Genomic DNA, 18113 nt, shown 5'->3' on the forward strand with positions numbered 1-18113 from the left:
CCTGACGCAGCACATGAAATTCTCATTCATTGCAATCACCACTTTTCTCTTGTTGACCTATTCCGGTCTGGCCCAGAACAAACTGAGCATAGAGAATGTACGCACCGTTTTCCTGCGCAGCACCGGCCCCATCACCAGCAACTATGAAGTGAAGGGTTATTTTACTTTTTTCCAGTCTGATAAAGTGGACAAAAAGAATAATGAGTACACCCTCCAGCTCATGGATGAAAACCTCAATAAGGTGAAGGATGTTCAATTCGTTGATTCTAAGAATATCATCCTGCAGGAATCTGCCTCTGATAACAAAAGCATCCTTTTCAAATTCTACAATGCAGATCAGAAGTCTTACGACTGCAGGGTTTACGGTGTAGATGGAAAACAGAAATTCAGTTACCAGCGTGAAGTGGACAAAAAAACACTTGCTTACCTCAAAGCAATGAAAGTCCCGCCCGGTTCGGAAAGCAACAATCTTTTTGCCGTAGACAACAAAGGCTTTATCGCCGTTTACCAGCAAATGGTGGATGATATCCCTACTTTCGAGATCAACTTTTACAGCAGCACAGACAAGAGACAATGGTCTTATGTTCCTTCCGTTGTAAAGCCCGCCGGTGGCAGCTTCCTGGGTTGCAGCGAGAACGTGGCGCTGTTCAATGTGATCAAATCTGCCGGCACACCCCTGGCTCCCAAAATAGAAACATGGATACTCGGCATCTATCTTCAATCAGGCGAACGCGCCTTCGAGATCAGAACAGATGCACAGCAGTACAATATGACGCCAATGAGTGTGATCACTTTCAAAGGCACAGACAACTTTCTGTTGATGGGCGCCTATTTTGACAAGAATGAAAAGAATCTCAGCGGCAGAAGCCTGGGCGTAGGTCTCTGGCTGATGAACAGTTCCGGCAGGGTACTTAATTCCAAATACAATTCCTGGGAATCAGAGATCAGCAAAGTGCTCAACGTAAATGAAAAAGGAAGAGTGGAAGATTTCGGTTACGTTTTCTTCCATGATCTTATCGAAACATCCAATGGTCACTTCTTTGCTGTTTGCGAAGGCTACCGGAAGTCAGGCGCTAAGATGCTTGTAACGGATATGCTGCTGCTTCATTTCGATGAAAAGTTCAATATCAGGGAAGCGAAGATCTACGAGAAGAACAGTAATTCCCTCGATCTCCCCGCTGCTGTTGAGATGATGAACCTCGCCGCCGCAGGGAACTATATCAAATATGGCGCATACGGATTCGATTATGCTTTCACACAGATCGACAAAACACGGAGCTCTTTTTCTGTAGGTTATACGGACTACGTGAAAGACAAGGATTACAAAGGTCTTACCTTCAATGCCATTTCTTACAACAGCGGAATGCTCTCCACAGATAAGATCAACCTGAAGACTGAAGCCGGCGGCATGCGCATCTTTGCCGGAAAGCCAGGTTCAGTAATGATCCTGGAGTATTTCAAAAAGGAAAAGAAGCTGGACATGCGCCTGGAGAAGATCAACTAAAATTCATGAAGATAAAAGAAAGAGCCCTTCAAGCTAACCACGCTGAAGGGCTCTTTCTTTCTGTCTGTATGGTAATTATAACGGATACTTGTTCTCTCCGATCAGTCTCTTCGCGATCCTTCTTCTGGCTTCCTTGCTGTTGAAGGGGTCAGCCTTGGTGAAGCGTTTCAATCCCAGCAGCATCATGCGCTGTTCGTCACCTTCCGCAAAAGAGTTGATGGCATCTTTGCCGGCCTTGTTAATTCTGTCTGCTGCATCATAGAGATAGGTCTGCATGATATCGCTTTCGTATTGAACAGCATCAGCGCCTTTCATTTCCGACAGCTTCATCACACGAAGCAATGCGCTTTCTGCATTGAATGTTTCGATGGCCATATCAGCAATATTCATCAGGAGCTCTTGCTCATTCTCGATCTTCATCATCAGTTTCTGAACGGCAGCACCTGCTGTCATCAGGATGGCTTTCTTGAAATTGGCGATCAGCTTGCGCTCTTTTGCAAAAGGCGCTTCATCATCGGAGCCAAAATCAGGAATGCTCATCAGTTCCTTTTGAACGTTCATAGCAGGTCCCATCAGGTCCAGCTTGCCTTTCATCGCACGTTTCAGTACCATGTCAACGGTCAGCAAACGGTTGATCTCATTGGTGCCTTCGTAAATGCGGTTGATACGGCTGTCGCGATAAGCTTTGGAGATCACATATTCATCGCTGTAACCATTGCCTCCATGCACCTGCACGCCTTCATCCACTACAAAGTCCAGCATTTCACTGCCACTCACTTTCAGGATCGCACACTCGATGGCGTATTCTTCTGCAGCGCCCAGCAGTGATTCATTGAACGGCTTGCCGGCTTTCAGCATTTCATTTTCTTTATCATCGATCCATTTGGAGGTACGATAGAGAGAGCTTTCGTTCACCCACATTTTGATAGCCATTTCAGACAGCTTGTGCTGAATAGCGCCAAAATTGGCGATGGCAGTTTTGAATTGCTCACGGGTATTCGCATACTGGATGCTGGTAGTAGCAGCGCGTTTTGCCCCACCCAGTGCAGCAGCACAGAGTTTCAAACGACCAATGTTCAGGATGTTGAACGCAATGATATGACCTCTTCCGATCTCACCCAGCACGTTCTCTACAGGCACTTTACAGTCCTGGAAATAGAGTTGTACAGTTGATGATCCCTTAATGCCCATCTTATGCTCTTCAGGCCCCTGCGTAAATCCTTCGAAACCTCTTTCAACAATGAAGCCGGTGAATTTATCGCCATCGATCTTGGCGAATACTGTGTATACATCTGCAAAACCACCGTTGGTGATCCAGCATTTTTGTCCGTTGAGTAAATAATATTTTCCGTCATCGCTGAGCTTGGCGGTGGTTTTGGCGCCGAGCGCATCCGAACCGCTGTTGGGCTCAGTGAGTCCGTATGCTCCTTTCCATTCTCCCGTTGCAAGTTTGGTGATGTATTTTTCTTTCTGTGCTTCTGTTCCGAAATACAGGATCGGCAGTGTGCCGATTCCGGTGTGCGCAGCTACAGCCACGGAAAAAGAAAATCCTCCGCCAAGCCCTTCATTCACCAGCGTGCTGGTGATGAAATCCTTGCCGAGACCGCCATATTGTTCCGGGATGGAAGTGCCGAGCAGGCCCTGTTCTCCGGCTTTTGCCACCAGAGATGGCATCAGCCCCTGTTCCAGTTTATCGATACGTTCGAGAATGGGGATCACTTCTGCATCGAGAAAGGATATACACATATCCTTTACCATTTTCTGCTCTTCATTGAAATCTTCCGGGATGAAGGTATCTGAAGGAGCGCTTTCCCTGATCAGCCATTCACCGCCTTTCAGAACGGTATTTTGCTGGGTTGCTGTTGCACTGCTCATATGGACAATTTTATAAAGTGAATATTATGGATGAAAGTCTATTTCAAATTATCGTACACGATCTGTAAAACTTCTTTACAAATATCTACGCGGTCTGTAGGAACGCCTTCCAGCGCTTCGTTCAACGTGTGCTCTGCCAGGCTCATGGTCTCTTCCTGTAATTTCTGTGCCTGTTTGGTGAGATACACCATATTCATCCGGCGGTCAGAAGAAGAAGGAACCCTTTTCACCAGCTGCAGTTTTTCGAGATTATCCACCAGCCTCGTAATACTGGGCTTGTCGCGAAAAGTGGCATTACACAATTCCTGCTGACTGATCCCATCCTGTTTCCACAAATGATATAACACACTCCATTGCTCGATGGTTAAATTCAATCCCGCAGCATTGAACTTTTTCTGCAATCTTCTTGCGATGGCAGTAGAAGCCTTACCTGTGATGAAACTATATAATTCTCCTTTCTTGAATTGGTTGTTTGGCATATCGTTGTTTATGCAACTAATCGAATGTAGGATTTTTAGCCGGTTCCTGCAAGTTTTCCGTTATAAATTTTTGTGTTGCCCCAATCTCCGCAGGTTCCCCGGAAATCCGCGCGGCAAGCAGGATTTTTTGTACTTTTAATTACTCCCTTCCTTTGATTTACCAGCCCTGTACGCACCCTGGAACATACCCCTAAACATCGTTCAGCATGAATCGATTGCATCTGATTTGCCTGATGCTGCTGGCTGGTTGCCTGTCTGCATCTTCACAATACCGCGTTGCGGTGGTTGGCTCTTCCACTGCCGGAGGCACAGGAGCCTGGCCCCTGGACAGCTCATGGGTGAACAGGTTCAATCAATATTACAAACACAAGCTCCGGATAGTAGACAGCACTTACACACTGGCTGTTGGCGGTTACCCGGTCTACAAGGGAATGCCCAGCAGCTATGTACCGCCACCGGATCGCGACGGCCCGGACCATAGCAAGAACGTGACCCGCGCCAATGCACAACTGGCCGGCCTTCCACTGCCTTACAACGGGATCGTGTTCATCAATTATCCATCCAACAAGTATGAGGAATACAGCATTGCTGAGATCATGATATGCCTGCAAACCATTTATGATTCGGTATTGAAGGAAGGTCATCGTTGTTATATCATCACCACACAACCCAGGAGCGGTGGCATTTGGGACAATCCTTCGCTGAAAAGAAAACTGGCAGTGATCAAAGATTCCATCATCAATCGCTTTGGCACGCAGACAATCAATTTCTATGATGGTCTCTATAATCCTGCAGACAGCACCATCCTGACAAAATTCCACTCAGGCGATGGCATCCATTTCAATAACGAAGGGCACCGCGAGCTGTTTGAAAGAGTGCGGGCAAAGAATGTTTTCAATATTGTGTTACCGGTGAAGCTGGAGGCTTTCAACGGAGAATGCAGAAATGACAGGATATCACTGCAATGGACAGCCGAATGTACAGATCCCAATACAGCATTCATTGTTCAGCGAAGTGAAGACGGGAAATTGTACAACAATCTTGGGGAACTGAAGGCCACCGCTACCCAGGCCAGCTCTTACCGGTATATAGATTCAACCCCGCTGCCGGGAAAGAATTTTTATCGCCTGCAGATTCAGGAAACGGCCCAGTCCATCTACTCCAATGCATTACTGATCAGGAATGCCAAACCAGGACTGGTACTGAACAGGCTCTACCCCAATCCCGCAAACCAGCCCATGCTGGTGGCCGAGCTCATTGCGGCGCAGAATTATCCGGGTACAGTGAATATTCTCAGCATCAGCGGCCTTTCCTTCATGAGCCGGGAAACGCACTTCAAGAAAGGGGAAATGCAGCTCTGGCTACCGGTTGAATACCTCCCCGGCGGTCAGTATGTACTCAGTATCCGTTATGGCGACGGGCAGTCCATTCTCCGCAGCTTCAGCAAGTAGAAAAAAAGATTAGTAGATTTGGCGCTGTTCCATGCAGTCAGCCATTCTATTATATAAGCAATCGTCTGTTCATTACCGGTATGGCGGTAAGGGATCTCAATTGTTGCTGTGCCTGCATGGTTATGGCGAAACCGCCAACAGCTTCGACTTCCTGGAAACTCATCTTGGTTCGGCATATTCCATCATCGCAATCGATCTGCCCTTCCATGGCCTGACGCAATGGAAGGAAGGTTTGGATTTCAAAGTGCAGGATCTTACTGTCATTGTACGAGCCATTCTTACTGCAAGAGGCTGGTCGTCCGATGCTGCATTCACGCTGATGGGTTTCAGTATGGGCGGCCGCGCTGCACTCTCGTTGCTGCAAGCCCTGCCGCAACAGGTACAACGGTTAGTATTGTTAGCTCCTGATGGTCTCAAAGTGAACCGCTGGTACTGGCTGGCCACTCAAACCCTGATCGGCAACGGACTTTTTCGTTTCACTATGCACTATCCCGGCTGGTTCTTCTTTATCCTCAACACAGGCAATAAACTGAAACTGATCAACCAGAGCATCTACAAATTCACCAGGTATTATATACATGATGCAGCTATCAGGAAAGAACTCTACAACAGGTGGATCTGCATGCGTCATATTACACCGGACCTCAAAATTATCAGGGATGCCGTGCGACAATACAAGATCCCTGTTCGACTCTTATATGGAAAATACGATCGCATCATATTGACGCAACCTGCTGAACGCTTCCGCAAAGGCATTGAAGAATGGTGCACCATCAGCATTTTGCCCGCAGGGCACCAGGTGTTGCAGGAAAAACATATCGATGCCATTGCGGAATCACTTCGTGTTTAGTTGTGATTGCATGGATACAATCGTATATTTATCGCATCAACCAATATCGAACCGATGCCCTTTTTTCTCCTGATATTTTTTCTTTTATTGATCGGATATGCGGTATTGATCGGGTATTACCACAATGCCTGGAACAAACTACCCGTCTACACTCCGCCGGAAGATGCACCCACTGCATCTGTGACGGTGATCATCCCCGCCCGCAACGAGGAAACTAATCTGCCGGTACTGATCGACTCTTTACGTCAGCAAGAATATCCCACCGGATTGTTTGAAGTGATCATTATTGATGACCACTCTACGGATGATACATTCCGGTTGCTGGATGAAGCCAGCAAAAGCTGGTCTTCATTGAAAGTGATCCGTATGGCTGATCTGCCTGCCGATGAAAATGCATCAACTGCTTTCAAGAAAAAAGCGATCCAGGCAGGCATCAGTCAGGCAAGCGGGCAACTCATTGTTACTTCAGATGCAGATTGCGTATTCGATAAAAAATGGCTGCATACCATCGCTTCCTATTATCAGCATACAGACGCTAAATTCATTGCCGCTCCGGTAGTGATCGAAGGGAAAGACAACCTGTTGAATATTTTTCAATCGCTCGACTTCCTTACACTACAGGGCATCACAGGTGCCTCCGTGTTCAAGCGCGCACACAGCATGTGCAACGGAGCTAACCTGGCCTACGAGAAATCGGCCTTTGAAGAAGTGAATGGCTTTGAAAAAATTGATCATCTTCCTTCAGGGGACGATATGTTCCTCATGCATAAGATCTTCACCCGCTATCCTGAGAAAGTATTTTACTGCAAGAGCAAAACAGCCATTGTGAGAACAGCTCCGGTGGATAGCTGGAAAGCTTTCTTCCAGCAACGTATCCGCTGGGCCAGCAAAGCAGACAGCTATGACGACAAGCGCATTTTCTGGGCGCTCCTTTTGGTGTACCTGGCTAACCTGGGATTCCTCATCCTCTTCATCATGGGATTCTGGAAGCCACTGGCATTTTTCTTCTGCATCATTTTGCTACTGGCCAAGATGCTGATCGAATTTCCTTTTGTGAATTCCGTGGCCATCTTCTTCGGGCAGCAACGGCGCATGAAATATTTCCTTGTATTGCAACCACTGCATATCCTCTATACCATCATTGCAGGCTGGCTGGGCAAATTCGGTCATTATGAATGGAAGGGCAGAAAGGTGTCGAAGCGATGAAATACCGGATAAAATTGTAATTTCCACACATGGCTGCAGAAGCTTCCCGAAATACATGGAGAAGATTACGAAAAAACAAAGGCGCGCTGTTTGGCATGGGCATCATCCTGCTATCTGTACTCACCGCCCTCTTTGCCTATTTCATTTCGCCGGACGGCACACCTGATGCCAACAGGATGATCGTTGAGATCGGTGGACAAAAGCCTGGATTCAAACAGCAATTTCTCCAGCTTCCCAAATCACCCGTCCCTCCCAAAGTTTCTTTTTTTCAGCGATTGCTACGCGGACAGGAAGACCAGTTCCATTTTACTCCCATCAGTTCCTATACCACTACCGGCGACAGCCTGATCATTCAGCAATATATCGATGAAGGTGTAACAGAAAGAGTAGCGTATTCCATTCATACGCCTGGCTGGAAAGTAAGCGGGCAAACATTTCACCTGGGCACAGACAAATATGGCAGAGACATTCTCAGCCGGCTGCTGGTGGGAGTTCGTGTGAGCCTTAGCGTTGGATTGGTGACTGTATTGATCTCCCTGAGCATCGGCGTACTCCTGGGTGCGCTGGCAGGTTATTTCAGGGGCAAGGTGGACGATGCCATCATGTGGTTCATCAATGTGATCTGGAGCATTCCCACCCTGCTGCTGGTATTTGCCATTACACTGATGCTTGGCAAAGGATTCTGGCAGGTGTTCATCGCCATTGGATTGACCATGTGGGTGAATGTAGCGCGGATCATTCGCGGGCAGGTGATGAGCGTGAGGGAAATGGAATACGTGGAAGCTGCCAGGGCGCTGGGTTACGTACATGGTCGGATTTTGTTCAGGCATGTTTTGCCCAATGTGATGGGCCCGGTTACAGTAGTGGCCGCCTCCAATTTTGCATCGGCTATCGTGATCGAAGCGGGCCTCAGCTTCCTGGGCGTTGGTGTTCAGCCGCCACAACCCAGCTGGGGGCTGATGATCAAAGAGAATTATAATTTCATCATCACCAATAATCCAATGCTGGCGCTTGCTCCGGGCTTTGCCATTATGTTACTGGTACTGGCATTCAATATGCTTGGAAATGGATTGAGAGATGCGCTCGAAGTGAGAGGATAACAACAAAAAAGCGCACCGTTGCGGATGCGCCTGTTACAATTTTATTTGGTGCGATTATTTTCTGATATAGCGGAAAGTGCCTGTCCATTTGTTGGTTGGGCAATTTTTTGAAGTAACGGTAACCTGCACTACTGCAGTGATTCCGGCAGGTGTACCGGTGATAGTAACATTGTTTACCCCTGCTGTTACAGAAGCAGGATTTGCCTCGAAGAACTGGGCATTGGTGGCATCATTCTTTGCCACCACATTGATGGTAGCGCCTGCTGCAGGAAAGCCTGCCGTAATATTGATAGTTACAGGAAAGGTAGCATCAACCTGTGCAGGAGCGGTAGTGTTGATCGCCGGAATGGTGGTTACTGCCAGTTTGGTTTCTGAACAAGGGTCCGGAGGTGTGGGACCGTCATCTCCGCCTTTGTCGCTACATTGAATAAAGGTCAGTGACACAAAAGCCAGTAAAACAGCAGCCAACAATTTTTTCATACAAAGTAGATTGGGGTCTATAATAACGATCCGTCTCTAAAAATAATATTTATTCCTTCGCCGTAAAACAAATATTTCTGGAATTACGATGTATATACCTGAACATTACGACTAAAGGATTCTTCCAGCGAAATAAAGGTCTCGGTTCTTTCAATCCCTTTGATTTTCTGCAATTCATCGTGTAATACGGCACGGAGCTGATTGATATCTTTGCAGATGATCTCGGCAAACATGCTGTAGTTGCCGGTGGTATAATTCAGGCGAATGATCTCGGGTATCTTTTGCAGTTCCCTTGCTACGGAATCATACAGTGAGCTCTTTTCCAGGTAAATGCCGATGAAGGCGATCACATCGTAGCCGAGCTGCTTCATGTCCACATTCAATTTGGTACCTTTTACGATACCTGCTTCCTGCAGTTTTTTGATCCGCACGTGGATGGTGCCGCCCGATACAAATAATTTCTTACCCAGATCAGCATACGAAACCTCTGCATTATCGATCATTTCATGGATGATCTGAAGGTCCAGTTTGTCAAGATTCAATTTAGCAGCCATTTTACAATCGTAATTTTATAAATTTCAAAGCAACCCTGCAAATATTTGTATAATCTCGAAACTTTCCAAATTTGTATTGAATAATTTTCAAGTAATTGCCTATTTTCTTTAATATTGCACTGTAATTAGCTCTTAACAAAACAACAGATACTGTGGAGTGATGGAATTTTGGCAGACATGCCCTCTTGTCTCGGGGTGGGGGTCACAGGATAAACGTAGTGTAATGCCGGACTGGTTCACGCTGGTTCGACTGGGGTTGACCACCGCAGGTTGCGCTATTGCTAACTGCCCCGTGGAGGTTCGAGTCCTCCCTCTACAGCAAAAACCCTTCCGGATAACCGGAAGGGTTTTTTATTGGAGGCAATTGAACAGGTTTATGCTTGTATCATTTCAAGGATACCCTCATTACGGATGATCATCATTCCCTGACGATCTTCAGTAATCCCTTCAGCCAGCCTGTAAGTATATTTCGGCACGGAGCCTTCCAAAATAGTGGGCATGTATACGAACCTGATATTCTCTTTTCCTTTTAAAGACTCCCCTACTTCAATGATATGGGTAGACACCACGAAAAGACATTTCCTGTATTCAGCAAATGCTTCTGTAACTGATAAAGTGCCATCGAATGCATCCTTCACATTCGTTCCTTTAAATAGTTCGTCAAACATGAGCAAGAGTCGTTTACCACTGGCCGCCGCTTCAGCCGCCTGCTTTACCCTTACCACTTCCGCATAGAAATGACTGTATCCAAGATGGATATTATCTGCCACATTGATACTGGTGTATAACCCTTCTCTAACGGAGAAACGCATACTATCTGCTGCCACGGGAAATCCCATCTGAGCCAGGTAAAGCCCGATCGCAACTGCTTTCATCAGCGTCGACTTTCCGGCCATATTGGCGCCAGTCAGAAAAAGCACATTGCTATCTTCCTGCATCCTGAGCTGATTACCCACTGCTTTATCGATACAGGGATGTCGAAGCCCGGTAGCTTCCAGCAGATTGCTTTCCGCAGGCAACGCCTCAGCATAAGTGAAACCTTTAGCCCGCGACACATCGCTCACAGCAATGTAAACATCCACTTCATAAATGAAATCCAGAACGTTTTCCATATCGGAAGCGAAACTGCTTTTGAGCAGGTGATCATACCGGGCAAGTGTTTGCAATGGCAGTTCTTTATAGATATCGATATTACGCAGTTTGGTGAGCGCGTGTTCAGACAGTATCCTGTGAACCTCTTGCATACGATTGGCAAAAGGCCCCGCTGTTCTCTGTGCTTCAACAAATGCGAAACATTTGTTGAGCGTAACAATGGTGGCCTGCATACCCTGCACGATCTTTTTAAAACGCTCATCACGGGTTAGCCCTGCCAGGGCTTTCTTTATGAAAACGCCCGCCAGTACCGTAATACCAGATTTGCCCGAGCCGGCATCCAGATACTCCCGCATACTGTTCACCTGCTGCACATCGAAAGGAAACCTGAGGGCAGCCTCCTGGAAATACCGGAAGATGCTGCTACGCATATTGATCTCCGTTACACTGGTGAGCGGATCGCGGAACATACCGTCGAGCAACTGCTCCCCTCCTCTTGTTTTCACCTGGTTGAACAGATGGTACACGGATCCCTGCCGGAATTTTCCCAGCAGGTTCAACTCATCCAGTGTTTGCCTGTCTATACTGAAACTCATGATGTTCTTTATGATTGTTTATTTCTTTCCATTCTGTAAAATATCCAGGATGCCTTCATTCCGGATGATGATCATCCCGTGCCTGTCTTCCGTGATGCCCCGCTCCAGCTTGTAAGTGTACTCAGGCGTATGTCCATTCATACGGGTGGGCAGAAAGAGGAAGCCTGCATTGGATTGTTGACGCAGATCTTCACCGGCTTCCACGATATGGGAAGAAATGATGAAAAGGCTGCTGGTTCTGCTGGCAAAAGACTGTGTAACGGCTACCGTGGCTTCATGAGCATCTTTCACATTGGTACCCCGGAACAGTTCATCAAATACGATGAAGAGTGATTTACCGGATTTCAATTCAGCTGCCACCTTTCTTACACGCAGTACTTCTGCGTAAAAATGACTGGCGCCGATCCCAAGATTATCCGGCAAATTGATGGTGGTATAAATGCCATCCATAACCGAAAACTCCATGAAAGCGGCCGCTACCGGAAACCCCATATGCGCCAGGAATACTGCAGTGCTGAGCGAACGCAGGAAAGTGGACTTCCCGGCCATATTGGCGCCGGTCAAAAAGATCACACTCTGTGAAGCGTCCATCGTTACATCGTTGGTGATGGGATTTTGAACAGCCGGGTGATATACGCCTTTAATATGAATGCGTGCTGTCCCTTTTTCCAGTGCGATGGGAAAAATGAACTTCCTGGTATTGGCCACTTTGGCAATTGAGAGATACACGTCCAGGCTGTAAAGATAGCTCAGGAGTTTTTCGAGCCTGGCGGATTCACGAATGCGCAGGAGCTGGTCAAATGCCGCTACTGCGGAGTAAGGCAATTTCCCTTTCAGATTTTCCCGCATCACTGGTCCGAAAGCCGGATCGCAGAGCAGGTCTGCGATCAACTTTCGTTCATGGCTATACGCTTCGATCTTAACTACAGATGGGGATTCAATGAAGGAATGCATCAACTGCATCAGTTCGATCACGGCAGTAACGCCGTTCTGCACATCTTTTTCACTCAGTTGCCCCTGTTCGCCCTTCCCCGGCTGATGACCGGAGTGGGCGAGATACTTCTCTGCCATGTCGAACAGGGAAGCATTGAAAGGGAAAGCAAGATCAAGCTGCGCGAACGCACGGATTACGCTGCTTCTGGTATTGATACCCTCACGATCAGATAAGGGATGACGGAACATTTCCTGCAGGTGATTTTCGCCACCACGGGTATGGGTATGATTATAGATATCGTAGATGCCTGCTACATCGCGTTTGCTGAAGATCCGCAGGTCATCGATGGTCTGTTCGTCTGTATGTAATTTCATCTCCAGTCAATTTATTGCCTTTTGCGGCGGATCAGCAATACAGTGCCACCAATCAACAGTATGGCAGGCAATGCATAAAGCAGGGCCATTTTAAATACCAGCACTTTCGGATGGGTGAATTCCAGTTTCGCATCGTCGGGCATTGGCCACCACACGAACAGGGGAAATTCATTGTAGTTGAGCCAGCTGTAGACTCCCTGGAAAGGATCTGCTTTAATACGTAATGCGCTAAGCCAGTCTGCATCACTCGTCACAACAATGCGTTGTTCCTTGCCATTGATCTTGCGGCTTAATTTCAATCCTGTTACAAATGAATCAACCTTGTAATCGCCTTCGCCAGGATTGAATACAGGTGTTGCAGAATCGATCACCAGTTTTCCAGCTTTCCACCATGTCTTGTCTTTAAAAGTGACCATGATCGGTTCGATGGTAAAGGAACTGGTATCTGACCAATGCAGCAGGGAAGCACCTGGCGTCAACAGTCCCATTGTATCGCCATCGCGCTTTTTCATGTAGGTGGAGACCATGTCCGCCATGTTTGCACCGGGCCAGGTAAAGTAGCTGGCTACAAAATCAGGGGTATTGTCTTTGGAAAGTTGCACCAGTTTGCCACCCATCATCTCCACGCCGAGCTGACGAAGAACAGGATTGATGAGATCAACCTTCTCTGGCTCTGCGGTGATCAGCATATTACCACCCTTGCTTATGTAGCTGGCAATCCTTTGCTGAACCGTATCGCTGAGTTTTGTTTTAGGATCGGCCAGTACAAGTGTTGCTGTGTTATTGGGTATATCTTTTTGATCGATAGCGATGGTATCGATATCAAATCCGTTGTTGACAAGAGAGATCCTTGAACCTTTGGCAATTGTTTGCGAACCATATTCACGCTCCCCCATCTTTACCACAGAGCGTTCGTAGTGGCCTGTGGAATACAGCAGTTGCGGCATTTCAGGCAACATCAGTCTTTTGAATGCTGCTGCTACCTCGGGTTCATCAGGCCATACTCTCGGATCATCATAGGTGCGGATAAATGTAGATTTTCCTTTGTAATCCAGCTTCATCACCAGCCGCTTTCCTTCCGGAGACAGATCAATGATTTTGCGGATCTCATCAGGTTTCATGAACAATTCATAATTTATATTCCTGGCATCGGCCGTCAGCTCTGCAATTTCATGAATGTTCTTACCGGGAAAGCTTTTGTACAGCATGCTATCTCCGTCCATCACATCATAATAATATACATAGTTGAATTTGAACTCCGGTTTGAAACGTATGTACTTAGACCAAAGCGCCGCCAGGTAATTGTTTCGGCCCTGTGGCAAACCATAGTCCATGCCACCTCCGAAGAAATTGCAATACATAGTTACTTCCACCGGATCATCACCAAGTTCCTTCACTACTTTTTGTGTTTTATAATGAAGTGTATTCACTTTGTCTTTGGTTGTATCCCAGTAACCGATCAATACAGGGCGTGATGCAAAGTATCCGATCAACAGTCCGCATGCCACCACTGCAGTATACTTCATCGTTTTAATCCACCAGGGTTTGAGCTCTCTCGCTCCCTGTACTTTCAGGTAAGTGAAGGCAACAAACATCGAAATGATCACCAAAAAGTAAATCACATCATTGGTAGTAATGAGCCCCTGCAACATATTGGCTGTTCTTCCCCTTATAGAAAGAAAATAAGTGAGGTCGCGAATAAAATCATGCTCCTGCCAGAGCTGACCCACATAACCCAATAAGAAGAGTAACATGAATGTACCCAATGCCGAAATGATCTGATAGGTAGTGAGTGACGACATGAACATACCGATTGCAGTATAAGTACAAACCAGCAGGAAGAATCCGAGAATGGCAGACCATAACATCGCGAACTCTGCATTTTTGATACCTGCAATTCCGATACATACAAATAATGCTATCACCAGTACCAGAATTGCATTGAATGCAATGACGGCGAGATATTTTCCTAATACTATGTCCCTCGATCTTACAGGAGAGGAATACAATAACCTGATAGTTCCATTGGTGATCTCACGGCTGATGATACCCATCGTAAGCAATGGAACAAACAGATAAAGGTTCTGCAGTGAGTTCACAAAGATGCCCATATCATTCAGAAAAACTCCACGGGTAATGGATCCCTGAAAATTTTTGAATTGTCCTCCTGAATATTTTTCCATCAAATCCTGGAATTTGGCAATCGGTTCCATTGCATTGATGAAAAAGAAAGCACACTGCACAAGGAATGCTATGCAGAGAAACCAGGCAACCGGAGAATAAAAAAGGTTGCGGAGCTCTGTTTTTGCTATTTTAAAAATCATCTTCATGGCTGATGGTCTTATTGGTGGGATTGAGTGGATAATTGCTTGAAAATATCGTCGAGATGTGTTTTGTCCAGGTTCAGTTCACGCAGGCGCCATCCATTGGTTACACATGCATTTGCAAGTCTCTCTGAAAACCCGGGGTCTTCATCAAAGTATACCCGTACCTGTTTATCGCTGAGTAATTCAGCCCTGGTAGCGCCTTTCACGTTGAGGATATCGGCAATTGCCGGCATATTCTCCAGGTGAAGCAGTATACTTTGCGGTTGTGCATAGTTGTTAAACGCATCCATGGTATCGGAGAAAATGATACGGCCTGATTCAATCATGATGATCTCGCGACAAAGCAGGTGAATCTCTGAAAGGATATGTGAAGACAGTAACACTGTATGCTCCGAAGCAATTTCTCTGATCAGTTTGCGCGCTTCAATCAGCTGGTTGGGATCGAGGCCGGTAGTGGGTTCGTCCATCACTACCAGTTTGGGTTTATGAATGATGGCCTGCGCAATACCAACCCTTTGACGATAGCCACCAGAAAGGTTGCGGATCAGTCTCGTGCTGAAATGTGCAATACCACATTTCTCTTTTGCTTCACCAACTGCTGCTTTGATCTTATTCTCTGGTATTTTGCGAAGCTCTGCTGTAAAGCTGAGGTATTCATCCACAGTAAGATCCATATGCACCGGTGGTTGCTGGGGCAGAAAACCAATGTATTGTTTTGCTTCAAGAGGATGCTTCCGGAGATCGATACCATTTATGAATACATTGCCTTCAGTTTGGTTCAACACCCCACAGAGGATATTCATCATGGTTGACTTACCGGCGCCATTGGAGCCAAGCAATCCCACTACTCCCGTTTGGTTGATCTCGAGATTTATGTCACGGACCGCCCAGGAGCTGCTGTATTTGTGCGACAGCCCTTCAATTTTAAGAATGGTATTCATAATATGTTTTATGGAAAGAAAACGATAGACCTGATTTTACGTATGTGCCTCTTTGTTAGAAATTATAGACCCGTACCACGGCAGATGCATTCGCGCCTGTGCCATTCCTGTCGCCGGATAGCGCCATTGTATTGCATCTCCACATCCAGAAGTTGGTTTCGCCGGGTTGGTATACATCCATGTATGGCGTGGTGTAAGAGAAGATCAGGGAGCCTGTACCGGCATCACGGAATTCGAATACATAACCGGTGACGCCGGGCTTTACAGGAAGTTTGATAAAGTCCGAAACTCCTTTATAAGCAAGAGAAGAGATGAGCGAGCCCGGTGCCTGGTCTTTGATATTGATACTCACGGGACCACTGTTAGCCAGCACATTCACAAAGCGGAAACCGCCGCTGCTGTCTGTAAGTGGAATAAACGGCACTTCATCCCTGATAAAAAGATTATCAGGTTGTTCCAGGGTACCGATCAGAAACAATGAATTGATGGAAGCCACCGGCAGGTCAATGTTGCAGAGCAGTACCGGCTTGCTTTTATCAGTAGTGTCCGGCAGGCAGAAGAAACCAATATTCTGCGTGCCACTAACGGAGTTGAACCTGTTCTGATAATAAGTGAATGTGTTGTAATACAGAAAGGGCGCAGTAGCATAGTATGTGAGCGGTGCTGTGCCGCCGAAATTGGCCACCATGGTTTGTGCTCCCCGTACCATATTCACAACAGTGAGAGAGGCGGTACCAGGCAGTTTCTCCTCTTTCTTACAGGAGAAGAATGTGATGCACAGCAAAAACAGAATGGCAACACGTGAATTATTATATGTGAACATAGCATTCATTTGTAGGTTGAAAATTCGTTTACCTGTAACCGATATTCTGGATCAGTTTACTGTTGTTCTGGATCTCATTGGGTGGAATGGGGTACAGCAGTTGATAATCGCCTTCCCAGGGTTGTTTGTTTCCGATCTGCGATAATACTTCTGAGGCTTTTCCTGTTCGTTTGAGATCGAACCAGCGATGGCCCCATTCTGCAAATAATTCTGTTTGTCGTTCTTTGGCAATGGCGGCTTTAAGAGCATCTCCGTTAAGTGTTTCCGGCAGATCATCGATGCCAGCCCTGTGCCGGATCATATTGAGATCATCAATTGCAGCAGCTGCACCACCGGATGCACCGAGTGCATTGGCTTCGGCCCTGATCAAATATTGTTCGGCCAGACGGAGTGCCATATAATATTCGCCGGGCATTCCCATCACAGCATTACTCTGACCAATTTTATATTTCGACGGGTACCAGCTTAACACATCAGGAATGGAAGGATTGGTTGAATTGTTTGTACTATCGAGCCATACATCATATCTTTTGTCTCCACCTTCAAATGCATTTCTCAATACAGCTGTAATGCGTGCACCTGCTGGTCCTTTGTATGGAATGATCGGGAGCATACAATATGCTTCAGGCGTGGCATTTCTGAGCGTGGAATTTTCCTGTGTTTGTTTCAACTGCCAGATAGCTTCCCTGCTTTGATAGAGGAAAACGTTATTGAGATCAGGTTCGAGTTGAAAAATACTGTTCTGATTAATCACCTCCGTTGCTGCTTTCATCGCGTTATCATAATCGCGGGTAAATAAATAGACCCTGGCAAGCAATGCAGTAGCGGCCCATTTGTTGGGTCTTATTCTTTCACCATTACCAACAGAATAATCAGTGGGCAGTACTGCCTGAGCATCTTTCAGGTCTGCAATGATCTGATCGTATACCTGGCGTTGAGGTGTACGTGCCATCTGCCATGTTTTATTGAAATCAACAGTGAGCACCAATGGCACGTCTCCAAAGAAGTTGGTGAGATAGAAAAAGCTGAAGGCACGAATGAACTTTGCTTCTCCTGTAATTTGCTTACGTGTACTATCGCGCAGGTCTTTGGATGTGGAAGCAGCTATTCCTTCTATTACAGCATTAGCTGCATAGATAATTTTATAAGCGCTGCTCCAGAGTTCAGCAGTACCAGTGCTGGTTATGATCATTAACTTGTTCTGTTCTATTTCCCTTGCAGAAGTAATTCCAGACACCTGGGTCATTTCATCGGAACTCATTCCTCCAAGCAGTGTTGAAAGGCCGCCGGCAAATGCTTTATAAGGAGTGTTAATGAACATTGACATGCCTTCTCCATTGATCATCCTTGAATAGATACCCGTGAGGGCTCCTTCCGCATGTTTATCCGAACTGAAGATCTGAACGGTGGAGATGGTATCCAGTGGAGGATCTATTTCCAGCATCTTTTTACAGGAAGTACTGATCGTTACCAGGATGCAGGCCGGCAGCAGTGTTTTGGTGATTATGTGTAAGTAGCGCATAACGC

15 protein-coding genes are annotated in these 18113 nt (G+C 46.5%); 5 read left to right on the forward strand and 10 right to left on the reverse strand.

Annotated features, from left to right (window positions below):
* The first annotated feature begins 13 nt into the window (after positions 1–13).
* Positions 14–1504: a DUF6770 family protein gene (locus FSB84_RS05960; RefSeq protein ID WP_130542434.1), complete on the forward strand. Its 1491-nt coding sequence runs from the start codon at positions 14–16 to the stop codon at positions 1502–1504.
* A gap of 75 nt (positions 1505–1579) precedes the next feature.
* Here the strand turns inward: FSB84_RS05960 and FSB84_RS05965 are convergent, their stop codons facing one another.
* Both FSB84_RS05965 and FSB84_RS05970 read right to left on the reverse strand, forming a co-directional pair.
* Positions 1580–3379 (reverse strand): acyl-CoA dehydrogenase family protein, encoded by a 1800-nt coding sequence (locus FSB84_RS05965; protein ID WP_130542433.1) that lies wholly within the window; start codon positions 3377–3379, stop codon positions 1580–1582.
* Between the two features lie 38 nt (positions 3380–3417).
* Positions 3418–3858 (reverse strand): MarR family winged helix-turn-helix transcriptional regulator, encoded by a 441-nt coding sequence (locus tag FSB84_RS05970; RefSeq protein WP_130542432.1) that lies wholly within the window; start codon positions 3856–3858, stop codon positions 3418–3420.
* A gap of 206 nt (positions 3859–4064) precedes the next feature.
* Here FSB84_RS05970 and FSB84_RS05975 point away from each other — a divergent pair, with 206 nt between their 5' ends.
* Genes FSB84_RS05975 through FSB84_RS05990 form a run of 4 tightly spaced genes read left to right on the forward strand, consistent with a single transcriptional unit; the run spans position 4065 to position 8465 of the window.
* Complete coding sequence (locus FSB84_RS05975) at positions 4065–5309, forward strand: SGNH/GDSL hydrolase family protein (protein ID WP_130542431.1); 1245 nt, start codon at positions 4065–4067, stop codon at positions 5307–5309.
* 31 nt (positions 5310–5340) lie between these two features.
* Positions 5341–6159, forward strand: a complete 819-nt coding sequence (locus FSB84_RS05980; RefSeq protein ID WP_130542430.1) for an alpha/beta fold hydrolase — start codon at positions 5341–5343, stop codon at positions 6157–6159.
* Between the two features lie 54 nt (positions 6160–6213).
* On the forward strand, positions 6214–7365 hold the full coding sequence (locus FSB84_RS05985; protein ID WP_130542429.1) for a glycosyltransferase: 1152 nt from the start codon (positions 6214–6216) through the stop codon (positions 7363–7365).
* A gap of 29 nt (positions 7366–7394) precedes the next feature.
* A complete protein-coding gene (locus tag FSB84_RS05990; protein ID WP_130542428.1) occupies positions 7395–8465 on the forward strand; it encodes an ABC transporter permease in 1071 nt (356 codons plus the stop codon).
* A 54-nt stretch (positions 8466–8519) separates the two neighbouring features.
* On the opposite strand, the gene FSB84_RS05995 is transcribed toward FSB84_RS05990, so the two are convergent.
* The 8 genes from FSB84_RS05995 to FSB84_RS06030 all read right to left on the reverse strand — a co-directional run bounded on the left by FSB84_RS05995 (position 8520) and on the right by FSB84_RS06030 (position 18108).
* Entirely contained in the window at positions 8520–8945 is a 426-nt protein-coding gene (locus FSB84_RS05995; protein ID WP_130542427.1) for a hypothetical protein, read from the reverse strand.
* An 83-nt stretch (positions 8946–9028) separates the two neighbouring features.
* Positions 9029–9499: an Lrp/AsnC ligand binding domain-containing protein gene (locus tag FSB84_RS06000; protein ID WP_130542426.1), complete on the reverse strand. Its 471-nt coding sequence runs from the start codon at positions 9497–9499 to the stop codon at positions 9029–9031.
* 374 nt (positions 9500–9873) lie between these two features.
* A complete protein-coding gene (locus tag FSB84_RS06005) occupies positions 9874–11187 on the reverse strand; it encodes a MutS-related protein (RefSeq protein ID WP_130542425.1) in 1314 nt (437 codons plus the stop codon).
* Between the two features lie 18 nt (positions 11188–11205).
* Positions 11206–12495 carry a MutS-related protein gene (locus tag FSB84_RS06010; RefSeq protein ID WP_130542424.1) on the reverse strand — a complete coding sequence of 430 codons (1290 nt, stop codon included), beginning with the start codon at positions 12493–12495 and terminating at the stop codon, positions 11206–11208.
* A gap of 11 nt (positions 12496–12506) precedes the next feature.
* Positions 12507–14825 (reverse strand): ABC transporter permease subunit, encoded by a 2319-nt coding sequence (locus tag FSB84_RS06015; protein ID WP_130542423.1) that lies wholly within the window; start codon positions 14823–14825, stop codon positions 12507–12509.
* Positions 14826–14836: 11 nt separating this feature from the next.
* Positions 14837–15763, reverse strand: coding sequence for an ABC transporter ATP-binding protein (locus FSB84_RS06020; protein ID WP_130542422.1), 927 nt, complete (start codon positions 15761–15763; stop codon positions 14837–14839).
* Between the two features lie 55 nt (positions 15764–15818).
* Positions 15819–16586, reverse strand: a complete 768-nt coding sequence (locus FSB84_RS06025; RefSeq protein ID WP_130542421.1) for a DUF4397 domain-containing protein — start codon at positions 16584–16586, stop codon at positions 15819–15821.
* Positions 16587–16614: 28 nt separating this feature from the next.
* Positions 16615–18108 (reverse strand): RagB/SusD family nutrient uptake outer membrane protein, encoded by a 1494-nt coding sequence (locus FSB84_RS06030; RefSeq protein WP_158643792.1) that lies wholly within the window; start codon positions 18106–18108, stop codon positions 16615–16617.
* Positions 18109–18113: the final 5 nt, after the last annotated feature.

The organism is Pseudobacter ginsenosidimutans (assembly GCF_007970185.1).
GTDB classification, from domain to species: Bacteria; Bacteroidota; Bacteroidia; order Chitinophagales; family Chitinophagaceae; genus Pseudobacter; species Pseudobacter ginsenosidimutans.